At 50.5% G+C, this 15,841-nt stretch carries 18 protein-coding genes; 17 read left to right on the forward strand and 1 reads right to left on the reverse strand.

Annotated features, from left to right (window positions below):
* From JCM10914_RS24960 to JCM10914_RS24980, 6 genes are all read left to right on the forward strand, one after another.
* On the forward strand, positions 1 to 1,553 hold a 1,553-nt coding region (locus JCM10914_RS24960; protein WP_036720039.1), incomplete at its 5' end, for an S-layer homology domain-containing protein.
* Positions 1,554 to 1,766: 213 nt separating this feature from the next.
* Positions 1,767 to 2,216: an SRPBCC family protein gene (locus JCM10914_RS24965; protein ID WP_036720041.1), complete on the forward strand. Its 450-nt coding sequence runs from the start codon at positions 1,767 to 1,769 to the stop codon at positions 2,214 to 2,216.
* A 66-nt stretch (positions 2,217 to 2,282) separates the two neighbouring features.
* The gene (locus tag JCM10914_RS31545) at positions 2,283 to 2,411 is read left to right on the forward strand and encodes a hypothetical protein (RefSeq protein WP_269433933.1); all 129 of its coding nucleotides are present in this window, start codon (positions 2,283 to 2,285) and stop codon (positions 2,409 to 2,411) included.
* A complete protein-coding gene (locus JCM10914_RS24970; protein ID WP_197286873.1) occupies positions 2,408 to 3,220 on the forward strand; it encodes a hypothetical protein in 813 nt (270 codons plus the stop codon). The genes JCM10914_RS31545 and JCM10914_RS24970 overlap by 4 nt, the downstream gene beginning before the upstream one ends.
* A 32-nt stretch (positions 3,221 to 3,252) precedes the next feature.
* Positions 3,253 to 3,762 carry a DUF4241 domain-containing protein gene (locus JCM10914_RS24975; RefSeq protein WP_023966163.1) on the forward strand — a complete coding sequence of 170 codons (510 nt, stop codon included), beginning with the start codon at positions 3,253 to 3,255 and terminating at the stop codon, positions 3,760 to 3,762.
* Positions 3,763 to 3,856: 94 nt separating this feature from the next.
* Positions 3,857 to 4,147: a PQ-loop domain-containing transporter gene (locus tag JCM10914_RS24980; protein WP_023966165.1), complete on the forward strand. Its 291-nt coding sequence runs from the start codon at positions 3,857 to 3,859 to the stop codon at positions 4,145 to 4,147.
* A gap of 58 nt (positions 4,148 to 4,205) precedes the next feature.
* Here JCM10914_RS24980 and JCM10914_RS24985 read toward each other — a convergent pair whose 3' ends face one another.
* Entirely contained in the window at positions 4,206 to 4,913 is a 708-nt protein-coding gene (locus JCM10914_RS24985) for a DUF998 domain-containing protein (RefSeq protein ID WP_023966167.1), read from the reverse strand.
* Positions 4,914 to 5,106: 193 nt separating this feature from the next.
* Here JCM10914_RS24985 and JCM10914_RS28640 point away from each other — a divergent pair, with 193 nt between their 5' ends.
* The 11 genes from JCM10914_RS28640 (at position 5,107) to JCM10914_RS25040 (ending at position 15,829) form a co-directional block, all read left to right on the forward strand.
* The gene (locus JCM10914_RS28640) at positions 5,107 to 5,580 is read left to right on the forward strand and encodes a DinB family protein (RefSeq protein WP_023966169.1); all 474 of its coding nucleotides are present in this window, start codon (positions 5,107 to 5,109) and stop codon (positions 5,578 to 5,580) included.
* Positions 5,581 to 5,986: 406 nt separating this feature from the next.
* Positions 5,987 to 7,084 carry a hypothetical protein gene (locus JCM10914_RS24995; protein WP_023966170.1) on the forward strand — a complete coding sequence of 366 codons (1,098 nt, stop codon included), beginning with the start codon at positions 5,987 to 5,989 and terminating at the stop codon, positions 7,082 to 7,084.
* A 35-nt stretch (positions 7,085 to 7,119) separates the two neighbouring features.
* Positions 7,120 to 7,860, forward strand: coding sequence for a glycerophosphodiester phosphodiesterase (locus JCM10914_RS25000; RefSeq protein ID WP_370570280.1), 741 nt, complete (start codon positions 7,120 to 7,122; stop codon positions 7,858 to 7,860).
* Positions 7,861 to 8,004: 144 nt separating this feature from the next.
* Complete coding sequence (locus JCM10914_RS25005) at positions 8,005 to 8,766, forward strand: DeoR/GlpR family DNA-binding transcription regulator (RefSeq protein WP_023966174.1); 762 nt, start codon at positions 8,005 to 8,007, stop codon at positions 8,764 to 8,766.
* Positions 8,767 to 8,940: 174 nt separating this feature from the next.
* On the forward strand, positions 8,941 to 10,416 hold the full coding sequence (locus JCM10914_RS25010) for a DEAD/DEAH box helicase (RefSeq protein WP_023966176.1): 1,476 nt from the start codon (positions 8,941 to 8,943) through the stop codon (positions 10,414 to 10,416).
* A 298-nt stretch (positions 10,417 to 10,714) separates the two neighbouring features.
* A complete protein-coding gene (locus tag JCM10914_RS25015; protein ID WP_023966178.1) occupies positions 10,715 to 12,814 on the forward strand; it encodes a cadherin-like beta sandwich domain-containing protein in 2,100 nt (699 codons plus the stop codon).
* The gene (locus tag JCM10914_RS25020; RefSeq protein WP_081739892.1) at positions 12,811 to 13,218 is read left to right on the forward strand and encodes an S-layer homology domain-containing protein; all 408 of its coding nucleotides are present in this window, start codon (positions 12,811 to 12,813) and stop codon (positions 13,216 to 13,218) included. Before JCM10914_RS25015 ends, JCM10914_RS25020 begins: the two co-directional genes overlap by 4 nt.
* A 257-nt stretch (positions 13,219 to 13,475) precedes the next feature.
* Positions 13,476 to 13,664 carry a hypothetical protein gene (locus tag JCM10914_RS25025; RefSeq protein WP_036720048.1) on the forward strand — a complete coding sequence of 63 codons (189 nt, stop codon included), beginning with the start codon at positions 13,476 to 13,478 and terminating at the stop codon, positions 13,662 to 13,664.
* A 210-nt stretch (positions 13,665 to 13,874) separates the two neighbouring features.
* Positions 13,875 to 14,483, forward strand: a complete 609-nt coding sequence (locus JCM10914_RS25030; RefSeq protein ID WP_023966182.1) for a metalloregulator ArsR/SmtB family transcription factor — start codon at positions 13,875 to 13,877, stop codon at positions 14,481 to 14,483.
* A 216-nt stretch (positions 14,484 to 14,699) separates the two neighbouring features.
* On the forward strand, positions 14,700 to 14,966 hold the full coding sequence (locus JCM10914_RS25035) for a B-box zinc finger protein (protein WP_023966184.1): 267 nt from the start codon (positions 14,700 to 14,702) through the stop codon (positions 14,964 to 14,966).
* Between the two features lie 53 nt (positions 14,967 to 15,019).
* Positions 15,020 to 15,829, forward strand: a complete 810-nt coding sequence (locus JCM10914_RS25040) for a prolipoprotein diacylglyceryl transferase (protein WP_023966186.1) — start codon at positions 15,020 to 15,022, stop codon at positions 15,827 to 15,829.
* Positions 15,830 to 15,841: the final 12 nt, after the last annotated feature.

Raw genomic sequence — 15,841 nt, forward strand, 5'->3', positions numbered from 1 at the left:
CTCGCCTGGAGCTGACACCTTCGGGACTGGCAGGCGTTGCGCCTAGCCATACAGCTGTCCATGACGGCCGGATCACAGGCACGACGACAGCGCTGGAGTACAAGCTGGCGAGCAGCGCGACGTACACCCGTGCGACGGATAATGCAATTACCAGACTGGCACCGGGAACGTACCAGGTTCGTTATGCGGCCAAAACCGGTTACAATGCCGGTGCTACCGAGCCGACCGAGCTGTACTACAGCGCAGGACCGGCTGTCGAGGTCGTCGTCCCTGCGTCAACGACACCGCCGCCTAACAATGGATCATACTTCCCGCCTCCTGCAACAACTCCGCCACCTGTAAATGAGAAGGGGAACGAGCAGCCGGAAGTAGAGACGCCGCGTCCACCCACTTCGGCCAAGATAGGCGCGATCATCGACGAGAAGACGGGCTATGCGGTAGCGGTAGTTCCCGCGGAGATTGTCGAAGAGCTCATCGCTGCCGCCAAGCTGGCGCAGGCTGCTGGCGAGCAAGCACTCATCGAATTTATTGTTGATCCAGGCCAAGCGGCCAACGTGCAGCTGACTATTCCAAGAGAGGCATTCAATGCCCTGGTTAGCGGCACATCGGCTTCAATCAAGTTGTCCTTCGGCAGCCTGGGCACGCTGCAATTTGATGCTGCAGCGCTGCGGAGCATCCGCAACGAGACAGCGGACGGAGACATCAGCTTCATCGTCGGCAAGACCTCCTTGACGGAAGAGGGCAAGGAAGTGCTAGGCGATCGCCCGGTGTATGACATCAGCGTCTTTGCGGGCGAAACTGCGATCGAGAGCTTCGGCGGCCGCACGATTCGTGTCTCTCTGCCTTACACACTGGGAGCGGGTGAAAGCCCGGAAGCGGTCATCGTCTACGCTCTGACCACTGAAGGTGAACTGGAGACGCTGCGCGGTCGGTATGTGTCTGGCAATCGCGCCGTAACGTTCGGTACGACGCATTTCTCGCAATTCATCATCGGCTACAACCCGGTTGTATTCACTGACGTACCATCTTCGGCTTGGCATGCTCAGGCGATCAGCTTCCTGGCAGCCAGAGGGATCACTAATGGTACCGCTACCGATCATTACAGCCCGGGAGACGGCGTGACACGCGGTCAGTTTATCGTCCTGCTGCTGAACAGCTACGGTATCGCTCCGAAAGCTGATGCAGCGGACAACTTTGCCGATGCCGGCAACACATACTACACCGACTATCTTGCAACAGCCAAGCGTTACGGTATTGCCAACGGCTCCGGAGACAACCGATTCCTGCCGGACAGTCCGATTACCCGTCAAGAGTTGTTCACCTTGCTGTACCGCGCATTGGATACGCTCGGCGAGCTGCCGGCGGCGGCAAACGTCGCCTCGACGGACAGCTACAGCGATGCGAATCAGATCACGCCTTACGCCCGGGAAGCGATCGATGCGCTCGTCGCTCGCGGGATCGTGAGCGGCAGCAACGGCAAGCTGGACCCCCGGGGTCAGACGACGCGTGCTCAAGCGGCTCAGGTGTTGTACAATCTGTTGTCGCAGGATTAGCATTCTGCGAGAGTGACGGCACAGAAGCTGTCCTGATAGGGCATGAATAAATAATAGAACGAGCGGTGGCTGGGAAATATCCCGGCGCCGCTCGTTCTTATTTTTGGTTGGATAACTACTTTCATGTTCCATTAGAAATTTCGTTCTGAATGGATTATGCTGAGGACAACAATTGCAAATAACAAAAAATGGATGATAGGAGTTGCGATGACGATGTTGAACTTGAAGGAAGCGCCGGTGGTCCGGACCAGTATGCTGATTCGACGGCCGGTGGAAGAAGTGTTCCAGGCCATTGTCGATCCGGAGGTGACAACGAAGTTCTGGTTCACCAAGAGCAGTGGTCGATTGGACAACGGCAAGCATGTAACTTGGGAGTGGGAAATGTACGGCGTTGCGGGCGACGTCGAGGTACTGGACGTGGAGGATAACCAGCGAATCGTGCTAGCCTGGCCGACGAAGGTAGAATGGAATTTTCAGCAGATCTCCGAGCAGGAGACCTTTGTGACTGTGATCAATTCCGGCTTCGAGGGCGAGGGAGACGACATCGTACAGGAGGCGATCGACTCGATGGGTGGCTTTACCATGGTATTGTGCGCAATGAAGGCGCTCCTGGAGCATGGCATTATTTTGACTGTCGTGGCGGACAAAGCGCCGCCGAAGTAGAGGCTGGAAGAATGCGGGTGTCGATCCCTATCGCCGCAATTTGGATTTTAGTGAGGAGGGTGTACGATGAGTGATTCCGATATGCTTAACCGAATTCTTGGCAAGGCGGGAGTGGACAACCTGATTCATGACCTGGTTGCGAAGCTGTCGCCATCCGAAATATCGACCTGTGGCTTGCGCTATCTACAGAATTGACGAGCCGCAGCACCCCGAAGAATCTACTGAACAAGTATGCGACCAACCGCTTCGTCAAGCCATCTGACCTTAGTCCCCTAGCCATCAAACGAATAGAAATCGCCATGCTGGAACTGGCGCAGACCGCGGGTTTCACGCCGGTATTGCTCTCTCCTGCGAGTCTCTTGGGCAGCTGTTCCGTGATGGCCGAAGTGGATCAGAACCATGTGGTTTCTGCTGTAAGAGGCGTTGAGCTGATGGCCGACAGCACCAATATGCTGGCGATTTATCTGGCGGATGGCATCAAGCATGGTACGATAGATAACGCCAACGGCGCTATCCATCTCTCCGCGACGTGCAGAGCGACCAGGGCGCAGCTATATAAGAGCAGCAAGGCACTGCCTCATTTCGGATTGTTCACGTTGGTAAGCTCAGGTAAGGACAGGGGCTCATATGGTTTTGAAAAAGAGGCCATGGCGAAGCATGTCGAGTACTATGTCCGCTATTTCGGTGAGCGATTCGGGCAGAAGCTTCAAGTCACGCTGAACCTGAGAAAGGGTTATACCGATGGCAGCGGCTTCGTGGACAGGATGTCTGCTCGTCTCCAGGCAATCTATCCGGATGTTGAATGGGTCGTCAACAAGGAAGCCACCGACAATAGCTATTACAAAGGCCTGAATTTCAAAATTAGTTTGAATGGTCAGGAATTCGTGGACGGCGGCCTCGTGGATTGGTCGCAAAAGTTGCTGGGTAACCCAAAGGAACGCTTATGCATTAGCGGCACGGGCATCGATATGCAAGTGATGTCAGACGTGCCTGTGCTAGAATAGCATTATCTATGCGTTGATAGGAGGAATCTTATTTGATTATTCAATTGGGTAGTTTTGAAGTGAATTCGGGACGATTGGTTGTTGCCGACCCGTGTTACGAGTTGGACGCAAACTCCGTTATCATGGGCGTGGTAGAGCCAGTGCTTGCCGGGACCTGGGTAGGGGAAGTCGAGAAGGCCGAAGTCAGGGATTGGGGCGAGGCGAACGCCAGATTAACCGCATATCATCGCTCCGTTACCGACCAAGCCGGCTTCCTGGAGTGGATCAAATGCTCATTCGTCGCTGGCGTGGATAGCGGGCAGGCCGTGATCTTTGATATTACGCATTACCGTACGCCGGACGCGTCTTTGGGCAACGCCGATACGGATAGCGAGTGGTATCTGGCCTGCTGCGATCTTACGGAAAGCGGGGAAGAAGCGGGCATCCTTCCTGGAGGCGTTGTATCCCGCACTGGCATGGGGGATGGCGCGTATGGTGTATACAAAGCCGTGAATGCACAGGATCAGGTGGTTGGCGTGAAGATTGTGTTTATTAAGCGTTAGAGGGACTTCCCCATTTTTTGTGGCTAACTCCGTCACCGCCCAAGCTGCACACCAGGCGCACCCGGCATATACTTTCTTTATGGAGGGGATCGGGATGCTCTTTGCTTTGTTTCAATTGGTTGGCGGGGTGATCCTGTCGTTCGGGTGGATACCGCAGATTATCCAGATCATCCGGACGAGATCGGTGGCGGATCTGAATCCGAAGACGTTCTGGTCGTTGCTGATAGGGATCGGATTAATGGAGGTCTATGCCGTCAGCCTGGCCGTTGAGGGCGTGGGTTACGCGTTCCTCATCACGAACAGCATGTCACTGGTTCTGATCGTAGTGATTCTGCTCTTGATCTTCAGATACAGGCACACCGTTCAGTCGGGAGCCGGAAAATGATATCTACGATCATAAAAGAAGCTGGCCGTTCTTTGGCCAGCTTTTTTTTGTGAGAGGATTACCTTCTTGATAGCCACAGCGCAATGGCGGTTACGCTCATCCATACATAAGCAGCCGCATAGAAGATTCTTTGTAGCAATCCACCTGGAAATTGGGTAAATACAGGTTGAAGCATGATCAACAGGAGCACGGAGGTGGTTACCAGTGCGCAGAAGAAGGTCCACCGTGATAACAGAGGCATCTCCTTACGAATCGCAAGTCCGATCAACACAAGGGCGGGAATCTGGACGAGCATGCCGGGAAGCGAGCCTAAAGTATGCCAGAGGAAATTCACGTCAGCGGGAATAATCCCCGATATCGTGTAACTCAGTCCATAAACGACCCACAATGCCGTGGCGATTCTCGTCTGGCGCGAAGCTGGCCAGCAGGAATGAAGACCGATCGCGCCCATGATGATACACAACCCGGTTAAGGTAAACGTCCAATTCATCCATAGATGGCCGGGCGAACAAATAACGTAGGAGGCAAGGGGGTGCGTGTCGGGACCGCAGGTGGTGACCCCGAGGTCGCTCATCGGCTGCTTGAGCCATTGATAGGGAGCGGTCGTTCTTTGAATGACGATGTACTCAATTAGAAAATACACACTGAGCGCGATCCAACTGATGAAGCCCATCTTCTTCATGGACTTTCGATGATTACGCAGCAGGTACATCGTCAGGAATACGGCGATGGTCACAACGACCATCCCATAGTACGGAATATCCATTCATTCTTCACCTTCTTTGAGAGTCTGTTCGATTTTGTTCTACCGTACACGTTTATTATAAAAGATGACGTCGCGTCACTTTCAAGTGTTGGATAGGCAAAAAGTTATCTCGGAAAGAGAACAAATGTTTGTGTTTTTTGTGTTTTTTGCGCTATAGTATTCATAACCAATATGGACTATAGGAGGATGAGAAATGACCGTGAAATCTAACAACAAGGTGTTAAGCCAGTTTGCTGAGTTTCTACCATGGGTAGAGAGGCTGAAGGTAACCGCGCAAGACGTATGGCTCAAGCCGATTGCAGTAGGGAAATGGTCGGTGAGAGAACTTTTGACGCATATCATGTATTGGGACAAGAATAGCCTGGACGCGATGGTTCCGAACATGGAGGAGGGAGCGGAGTTGTCGTTCGTGGACATTGAGTCGCATAATCAGGAAGCCGCCGTGTTGGCTCGATCTTACGAATCCTTGGATGTGCTCATAGACGATGTCATTCAGACACGCAAGATCTTACTGGCTCTGCTAGAGCAGAAATATGATGACAAGACCCGGTTCCGGATAGATAACAGCAATTATTCATTTAAAAGATTCGTGAATATCTTTATTCACCATGACCAGCACCATCAGCAGCAAGTTGAGGTGTTCCTGGAACGGGAACGCAGCGCCTAATTCGTGTTATTTCATAACTTATAAGAGCGCGAATGGTATAGCTTCCCCTGCCACTCGCGCTTGATCGTTCAATGCCCGACCTCTTGAGCTTATGATTCAACCCATTGGGTTGGGATCAGTTCTTGTTGTAGCTCTTTCAGAGGAATAACAAATTCGAATATTATATTGCAGAAATGAATAACTTTGTGCATAATATGACCTATAAATGTTCGATATTGAACATTTATAGGGTGAATGTGCATGGGTGAACGGAAGAGAGGTGGTACCAAGTCGATAAGGTTATGCACTTGAAAGCGCATTCGATTCATGGAATTGGAGGGTAATGACAATAAATTTCTTGCACGGTTTCTTCAGGGTTTATCAGGTATGAGATGAGAGTACAAAACCATTGCGGAGGTGTGTGTCATTGAATACGATTAAGTCTGAATCCGTTCGATTAAATGATAAAAAATTTGGACAGTGGTGGTTAAGGAAAGCCGGCGTGCTGGTTCTGACCGCAACATTGTTTGGTTCCACGCTTGGGATTGCGGGCGATGCGAATGCAAGCATCCCGACATCGCAGGTGTTCGACCTGGGCACGCCATCAACGATGCTGATCCGCGAGAAGCAAGTCCACAACGCAACGGTGCTCCAATCCATTGGGTTCGATAATGTGAATCAGCATATATATGTAGCACAGCTCGTCCAGGGTGGATTGCAGTTGCCGGGTGAGAGCGGCCCCGTGTCGGGATCGGTCAGAAGCGCGAACGGCGACTTATGCATCACGAAGCTGGATTTTGCCGGAAATAAGCTGAGTTACATGTATGTGAAGGGAGCCGGGCACGGCGTGTCGATCGGGGTGGAGCCAGGCATTGGACAGAGCGGGGAGCCCGTAGCCTACCTCTGGACCGAGACGGATGCGGAGAATGAAGGAGCGGGCGGGAGAGGAACGAAGCTGGCCAGATTTCCTTTTACCGATGGCGCGGTGGTGACCCCGAATACGCCTTGGCTGGACAAATTTGATATCGTACCTGGTGCTTTCAATACGACAGCCAGTGTAGACATGGAATACGGACATTTGCTTATGCGTTACCGTTTAGACGGTGTATATTATTTCGATGTCTATGATCTGGAGCAAGTAAAGCAGAACAACTATGTCTCGCTTGCCAAAATTCAAATTCCGTCACTGCCATCCTCGTTCCAGGGCTATACGAAACACGGCAACTATGTCTACATACTCGAAGGCAATTCATACGGTTCACCGGGTTCGGTGTATCCGGACGGCAACACGTATATTACCTCTCTTGATCTGACTACGGGTGAGACGGTAGAGAGAAAGCTTTCCCGAGCAGGCTATACGCTGCCTTTCAGAGAACCGGAAGGGATGGGTATCCAAATACCAGACATGAATCATCCGGGTGGAGCCAGACTTGCCTTTGGCTTTGCCTCAACGGTATCTTCAACCAATACCAGCAAGCTGGTCAGCATTTATTATAAAGATCAATTCAAATCATCGAATGAGTAAATCATTCATAAGACTACACGGAGCGTGATATGAACATGAGCAGTACACCTCAGATTATGACAATTGCCCATCGTGGTGCGGCAGGGGAAGCACCGGAGAATACGCTGGCTTCCTTCCAGCTCGGACTCGATCAAGGCTGCGACGGGATTGAGCTTGATATTCATCTATCTAAGGACGGACAGTTAATTGTGTGTCATGATAACACAATTGACCGGACAACGGACGGAACTGGCAAGATCCGCGAGATGACCGCAGCGGAACTGAAGCAGGTGGATGCGGGTAGCTGGTTTGACGAGAAATATGCAGGAGAGCGCATTCCATTATTGGAAGAGGTGTTCGAACGGGTTCCACCGGATATCATGATCAATATCGAGATCAAGGACACTAGCGGACATGCGCTTGAGCCTGTGTTACTGGACTTGATGAAACGCATGAACCGGATCGATAACGTGGTCATCTCCTCCTTCGATCATCAGACGCTCGTGCATCTGAAGCGCCTGGATGAGCGCGTGAAGATCGGGTTGTTATATGACTGCAAGCCGGTACGCCATGCACGGATGGCCGCGATCACGGGCGTGGACGTGTATTCGCTCCACCCTAATTTCAATCGGCTGGACCAAGCGGATACCAGGGATGCGGTGGAAGAAGGTCTGCAAGTATATGCGTATACCATTAACCATGAGCTGAGCATAGCGAAAGCCATCGAATATGGCGTCTCGGGCATCATTACCGATTATCCCGCCAGAGCCAGAGAGTTGATCGGGGCGAGAGTGTAGGTCGTAGTTATTAACAACGAGCACGACGAATGTATGAGATCATCCGTTTCAAGTCCCCGCTATGTTTATATATCCGCATCTATGCAAACAAATGAAGAGAACTTACAATAATAAGTAGATAGGAAATATAACGGGGGGATGTACATGCTGGCTGCAGAGCGAAAGCTGCGGATCGTGAATTATGTAAGACAACATCGACTGGCGACGGTGACGGCACTGGCATTGGAATTTGGCGTTCATGAAGCAACCATCCGACGTGATTTGATGGAGATCGAGCAGGAAGGGTTGGTTAAGCGTACGCATGGCGGCGTTATTGCCGAGCATTGGACGAATGATGAACCTTCCTTCAGCGAACGCTCGACGACCCACTTGGACCAGAAGATGCGCATAGGCAAGATGGCTGCCAGCCTGGTTGAGGATGGCGAGCATATTATTATAGATTCAGGGACGACGACGCTTCACATTGCCAGGAATCTTGTCAACCGCAACAATATTACGGTCGTTACGAACGATATGAACGTGGCGGCCGAGCTGCGGGATGCTTCGGGCGTAAAGGTTATTCTGACCGGCGGTGAGCTCTACCCGTCGAGTTATATGCTCAACGGCATGTTCACGAATCATGTGCTGGATTCGCTGCATGTGGAGAAGGCTTTTATCGGCATTCCGGCGATTCATCCTGCGCATGGGCTGATGCATCCCGAAGCCCATCTCGTACCAGCCAAGCAAGGAATGATCAAGGCTTCGCGGGAGATTGTCGTGGTTGCCGACGACAGCAAGCTAAATAAGCTATCCCTGCATACGGTAGCGCCCAATAGCGCCGTTCATACGTTGATTACGGGGACCGAGGCAACGGATGAGGACATTAAGGCTTTTCAAGAAACGGGAATGACGATCTACCAAGTATAGTGATTCACAACATCATCTTGAGGCGGAACGAAATTTCCGCTTCTTTTTTTATGCCAATCTGTGGTATCGTTATGTGTTATGACGTAAATAAACGGCTTGTGGAGACTCCTTGATGAGATGCCCTAAATTACGTGATGCAAAAAATATACAGGTATTCACCATAAAGGAGAACCCATGACATTTAATGATCTTAATATATCCCCCATCATCCTCAAGGCTTTAGAGAAGGAAAATTACAAGACGCCGACGCCGATACAAGCCCAGTCCATTCCGGCCGTATTAGCGGGCAGAGATTTGCTCGGCTGCGCTCAGACCGGGACCGGGAAGACAGCCGCCTTCGCGATACCGATGATCCAGCTGTTGAATCAGAAGCCGCCTAAGCCGGGGATGGGACGCCCTATTCGCTCGCTTATCTTGTCCCCGACGCGTGAGCTTGCCCTGCAGATTTCGGACAACGTTAGGGCGTATAGCCAGTTCACAAAGCTGCGTTCGACGGCGATCGTTGGCGGTGTATCGCAAAAGACACAGGAACGCGCGCTCCAGCAAGGAGCCGATATCCTGATTGCTACCCCCGGCAGATTGATCGATCTGATGAATCAGAAGCGAATCGATCTGCAGCACGTGGAGATACTGGTGCTGGACGAAGCCGACCGGATGCTCGATATGGGCTTTATCCATGACGTGAAGCGGATCATTGCCAAGATGCCGAGCAAAAAGCAAACCCTCTTCTTCTCGGCCACGATGCCGGCGGAAATCACGCAGTTGGTCAAGACGTTATTGCAGAATCCGGTGAAGGTGGAGATCACGCCAGTGTCCTCTACGGCTGAACGAATCAAGCAATCGGTTTATCTACTGGAAACCGGAAATAAGCAAAAGCAATTGAATGAGCTGCTTAAGGACCGATCCATTGTGTCGGCTTTGGTGTTTACCCGTACGAAGCGCGGCGCTGACCGCGTCGTACGCGATCTGACGAAGGTGAATATCTCCGCTCAGGCGATTCACGGCAACAAGTCTCAGGTTAGTCGCCAGAGTGCGCTGAAGAATTTCAAGAGCGGTGAGACGCGGGTGCTGGTAGCGACGGATATTGCCGCGAGAGGCATCGACATCGATGAGCTGTCGCATGTCATTAATTTCAACCTGCCGAACATTCCGGAAACGTATGTGCACCGGATTGGCCGGACAGGGCGCGCGGGCCTGAGCGGGACGGCGATTTCGTTCTGCGAAGTGGACGAGCTTCCTTTTCTGCGCGATATTGAGAAACTAATCGGGAAGTCCATTCCTGAAGTGAAAGACCATGCTTTTCCGATGTCGAGCTCATTAAGATCCGCCAAGGTGGAACGATCGCCGAAAGCGGGTTCGGCAAGAACTGCAAGAGCCAAAACCACTGCAGCAACCAAGCCTGCTAAACCGAAGGCCGCTGCGGCACGCAATCCGAAGGCGGACATGGCACGTCAGCCGAAGTCGGACGCAGCCCGTCATTCGAGTACGGAGTCGGCGCGCAAGCCAAAGACGGAGGCGGTCCTCAATCCGTATTCGGAGATGGCACGTAAGCTGAAGTCGGAAGTTGCTACAAGCGCTAAGAACAGCCAAGGCCATAAACGGAAGTCCGGTGGATTCAACAAGGGAAGCAAGGCCGGCAGAACCTCGTAAGGGAGATAACGATTGTAAACGTAAGAAGCACCTGTCCCATTAATGATATGGGCGGGTGCTTTTTCTGGCATTTAGAAGCGGTATCCTTCGATGAAAACATAGTCGGCAACGTTCACACATGAAATAGCTGAGTGGGAGAGGGCTAACCTCGCTTCACTCGGCTATTTGAAATGCGATAATTCAATCTCGCGCAAGAATCAAAACCAACTAAAGTTGTATTGCGACGCATGTGATTTTTTAGTAATGTATCAAAGAAATTATGCAGCAATATAACAGATTGGAATAAGGGAGGTCGTAAATGACCAGAGCTATTTCTCGTAACAAGTGGTTGGTTTGCTTTTTGACACTCGTTGTCTTTTTTGCCGGATTAACGCCTTTTGTAGTGAAGGCTCAGCCGAACAAGGACATAAGCTCTAATCATCAGTTGAACCAGATGTATATGGGCCCAATGAATATGGCGGATGAGCCAGATGCAGTTACAGACATCCAATTAGATCCCAAGTTCTTCTCTCCGAATGGGGATGGCGCAGCGAAAACAACAGATATTACGTATACAATTAATCAGGCATTAGATTATTTTTCGTTGGATGTTTATGACGCAGAGACTGAGACTTTGACCTGGAAAGGAACCATTGTTGAGATTAAAACAGGTATAGGCGTTGGTCGTTATATTGTGAGGGAATGGGATGCGTCTGTTACAGACTTAATGGATCAATACGTATTAGACGAAGGTAGTTACGTCATCATCCCATGGTTTGGAGACAGTACGAGTATTTCCCACATCCAGTCCCAACAAGCTCCGTTTGTGATTGATAATCATGCGCCTGTATCCGAGCTCGACGAGCCTGCTATTACCGTAACAGGCAACGAAGGAGTGATATCAGGTTTAGTCCGATCGGATCTAATGATTGATATTGTTGGGGACTATTCGGCAATACGCGTATTTGCTTTATATGAGAGCAACGGTTGGAAGCAAGCTGACGGAATCATTCATTCAGATGGCAGCTTCCAGATCAAAGTGCCCGTCTCTGCTGGATACAATAGCTTTGGAGTCTATGTCTATGATGCAGCCCTTAATGGGGTTAAACATCCTGCGCATGTGGTTGAATATACTGCGGTGCAGGTGGATAAAACGATGCTGATGACAAGAATCGCCGAGGCGCAAAAACTGCTAGATGAGACGGAGGAAGGATATCTTCCGGGCCAGTACCCGCCCATCGCCCGGGCGGATCTAACGACCGCGATAGCGGTAGCACAGGTCGTAGTAGACAATGCGGCTGCCACAGAGGTAGAGGTAACGAATGCTGTGCAGGTTTTGGAAGAAGCGGTGATTTCCTATAGAGCTATGATCGTGCCGGAACCGGATGCACCAGTCTGGAGAGACGGCGAGTTAACGGTATATGATGTGACGCAGAATAGCGTGGGATTGGGCTGGCCGGAAGCAGAAGCAAGGGCAGGGATTAGCGGTTATCATATTTATGTTAATCAGGACTCCGTTCCGGTTGCAACAGTGAGTTCTAGTGTGTATTCACATACGATTATTGATTTGCAGCCAGGCACTCCTTATACATTCACAGTCGTAGCTTTTAATGCTGCTGGCGTAAGCCCTGGTTTGAACGGAATGGTTACGACATGGGCCGATAAAGCTTCACTCCAGAATAAATTGAATGAAGCAAGAAATCGGTACGACTCCACTCGGGAAGGTAGCGCTAACGGTCAGTTTCCAGCAATTGCTCGTGCAGCGTTCGCCATGGCTATAGGAACGGCTCAGAGTGTATTGGATCAATCCGATGTAACGCAGATCATTGTAGATGAGGCGTTCGCTGCTTTGGAAAAGGCACTCATCGATTACAACAAAGCCGTGATTACTCAGGTTAGTCCACCATCAGATGATTCTGTGGATTATGCCAGTTCTAACACAGGCTCATATTCCAACGATACGGACATTCAATCCTTGGAATTAATGGCGGAGGGAACGCTCCTTACATTGAATCCTGTATTTCATAATGGAATAACCAGATATACGGCCGAAACGACAGCCGCACAGATCGGCATTAAAGTGGCAGTGAAGCATCATGCAGCAACCATACAAGTTAACGGAACAGCACTGCTTAACGGTTCAGCAAGAGTGATTACGCTGCAAGAAGGAGAGAACTTGATCGAACTTGCCGTACGTGCGGAAGATGGAACAACCAAGATCTATCAGGTTGTGATTCAACGTAAGCACGCAGATCCCCATCCTAACGGTCCGTCTGAAATCGTTCATCATTTTCATGATATCGTGGGACATTGGTCAGAATCGCAGGTGTTGGAGGCAGCCGATCTAGGACTGATTAGAGGCTATCCAGATGGCAGCTTCAAACCGGATCAGCCGTTAGCCGGGCCGAGTTCGTCATGATGCTATCGAAAGTAATGAATGATATGAACAGCCAGAATACGACCGAATATAAAGATCGGGCCATGATTGGAACATGGTCCAAAGCAGCGATTGCGTGGGCTACAGAAGCGAATATTGTTCGTGGATACCCGGATGGTACTTTCCGTCCGCATCATTCGTTAAGCCGGGTTGAAATGGTTGTGACAATCGCCCGAGCTTTGCAACTGTCTATTCCGGATGTTCAGAAATCGAAGCGATTCTCTGATGATGAATTTATTGCTGGATGGGCTTATGACGCCGTATATGCTACAGAAATGCATGGGCTGATTGAAGGAAACGCAGGAATCAGGTTTGAACCGAATGCGTTAATGACCAGGGCGGAAGCAGCGGCTGTCATGCTTCGTATTACGAAGACGCAGCGGTAGTAAATGATAGAGGCATTAGAAATACCCATCAGATGGACAGGAGTACATATGTAAAAAAGAATTTATAATCATCTATTCCCTATATTTGGATGAAAACTTCTTCTATAATGAGGTTGCACATGAAGCAGCTTGGACATTGATCCAGACGGATCGCGCTACGTATAGCCTAGATAAATACATTGCTAGCGGGACAAGCTTGCCGTGCATGAATTCGCATCATTCATGAATGAGATTCTGAATTTAAGGGGATATGAATTATGGCCAAAACCAAACGGGGCCGCGCGCTCTGGAACACGCCATCACGCGGTCGTGGCACTTGCCCGGTATGCAGCACGACACGCATCAAGCTGCTGTATGTCGCCAACAAATCCGATGGGACGGCGCTTAAGGTATGCAAGAGATGCCAGAACGCCGATCCGGCTAGAGTAGACGCAGCGGTAGTATAAGGACTAACGTAATACAAGAAAGCCCGCTCCTTCATTCAGGAAGGAGCGGGCTTGTTTGTGTGTCTACCTCAAAATGGATTAGTCTGCATATTTCCCGAAGACATGTTTCGGAGTTGAAAGGTTTACTTGTTCATCACGATAGTATAACATCTGATTTAATCAGTCATAAATTAGATGAATGTTAAATCATAGAAGAGGATGGGGTAAACTATGCAATTGGATAAAGTGGTCAGTTACCATAAGGCGCTGGCAGACCCGACAAGAATCAAGATTCTTATCTTGCTTGCCGAAGGGGAGTTGAATGGACAAGTGCTGGCCGAGAAGATCGGTGTTACGCCAGCGACGATTACGCACCATGCAGCGAAGCTGCGAGAGGCGAGTCTGATCAATGAACGCAGGGATAAGAACACGATCTATTTCTCCCTTAATGATTACTTCATTAAGAACAGTGCAACGGCAACAGAGAAGCTCATCTATCAGCGAGTCAGAGCGAGTGAAGGCTCCTTGGAGCGTCTTCAGGAGGAAGACCAGAAGGTTAGGGGTTCCGTCATCAAGAATTTCTTCACCTCCGAGGGCAAGCTGAAGAGCATTCCAGCACAGCTGAAGAAGAAGCTCATCGTCCTCACGCATATGGTCTCGGAGCTTGAACGGGGGAGAACCTACAGCGAGAAAGAAATCAATGAATATATTATTGGCTTCCACGAGGATTTTGCCACCATTCGCAGGGAGTTCATCATGCATCATTTCATGTTCCGTGAAGATGGGGTGTATGAGCTGAATCCGCAGGAAATGTGGGCGAAATGGGAGGATCTGTCGTGACGACGCTTGGCATTCTGGGAGTGACCCATGACGTCATGAACACGGATTAGACCAACAAGCAAGCTTTAGCCTTCATGAGGAAGGGAGCTTGCTTTTTTTTCTGTCATTATTCCAATGCGGCAATCATAGCTCTCTATAGAAGTTGATGGTAGTCTATTTCCGCGGGAGCGGTTACAATAGGGAATAAAAGGATTATATGCCAAGTGAGGTGAGAGGATGGAAACCGCTTATCAGTGTATGAACCATCCAGGCAGACCTTCCGTTGCCCAGTGCACACGCTGCGGCAAACCGATATGCGAGGAATGCTCCAATCAGGAAACAGGGCGTTGTCGATATCGCTGCGGTGAGTTTGATTCTGCCTTGAGCGGAGCCAAAAGACCAAGAAGTATTTGGTGGAGCATTATTGTATCGATCCTTGCCGTTACGGGGGGACTGCTGCTGTTGTTTCTTGCGATCTGCGGGACCCTGCTCATGTCCATGTGACGTGATGCGAAGCCCTCTTGCGCTTTTCCATATTGGCTTCAAGGAGTGGAGCGATGGAGTTTCCTGTTTATCTGTATGTAGGTTCATGGCGGATTCATCCACATGTGCTGTTTGAAGCCTTGGCTTATTTTATAGGCTTCCGAGTTTACTTGTGGACGCGCCGTCCTAGCAGTATGTCCAAGCTGATGAGTCTGCAAATTCTGGCAGGGACGATTGCAGGAGCAGCGCTCGGTTCCAAGTTATTGTTTTGGCTTGAGGATCCTGTCGCTACTTGGGAGCAGCTTCGTCAATTCAATTTGTTGTGGGGAGGCAAGACGATCGTTGGTGGACTGCTTGGCGGTCTGATTGGGGTAGAACTGACCAAGCGCTGGGTCGGGTGGAAGCATTCTACCGGTGACGACTTTGTGTATCCGCTTATACTTGGTATGGCGCTTGGCCGGGTCGGCTGCTTCTTGACCGGACTGGACGATCATACCTACGGGACCCCGACAACATGGGTCACTGGAGTCGATTTCGGGGATGGGATCTTGCGCCATCCGACTCAATTGTACGAGATGGTGTTCCTTGCCGTTCTGGCTTTATTGTTGTATCCACTGTACCGGCAAAGCCGGGGGCGGGGCCTCCCGTCATCCCTTGATGGTTATGTCTCCGGAAGGATGTTTCAGTGGTTCATGGCGGGCTACCTGCTATTCCGCCTCGTGATGGAGTGGATCAAGCCTACGCCGCATCCTTATTTCGGCCTTAACAATATCCAACTGGCCTGCATCGCTGGCCTTATCTATTATGGTTGGCTGATAGCTGTCAAGGACAAGGACAAGCTTCGCCGTTCTGGTACTGTACCGGATTCCGATCTACCGAGCTGACAAAGGAGCGAT

The sequence above is a fragment of the Paenibacillus sp. JCM 10914 genome, from assembly GCF_001315105.1.
In the GTDB taxonomy this organism is placed as follows: domain Bacteria; phylum Bacillota; class Bacilli; order Paenibacillales; family Paenibacillaceae; genus Paenibacillus_AQ.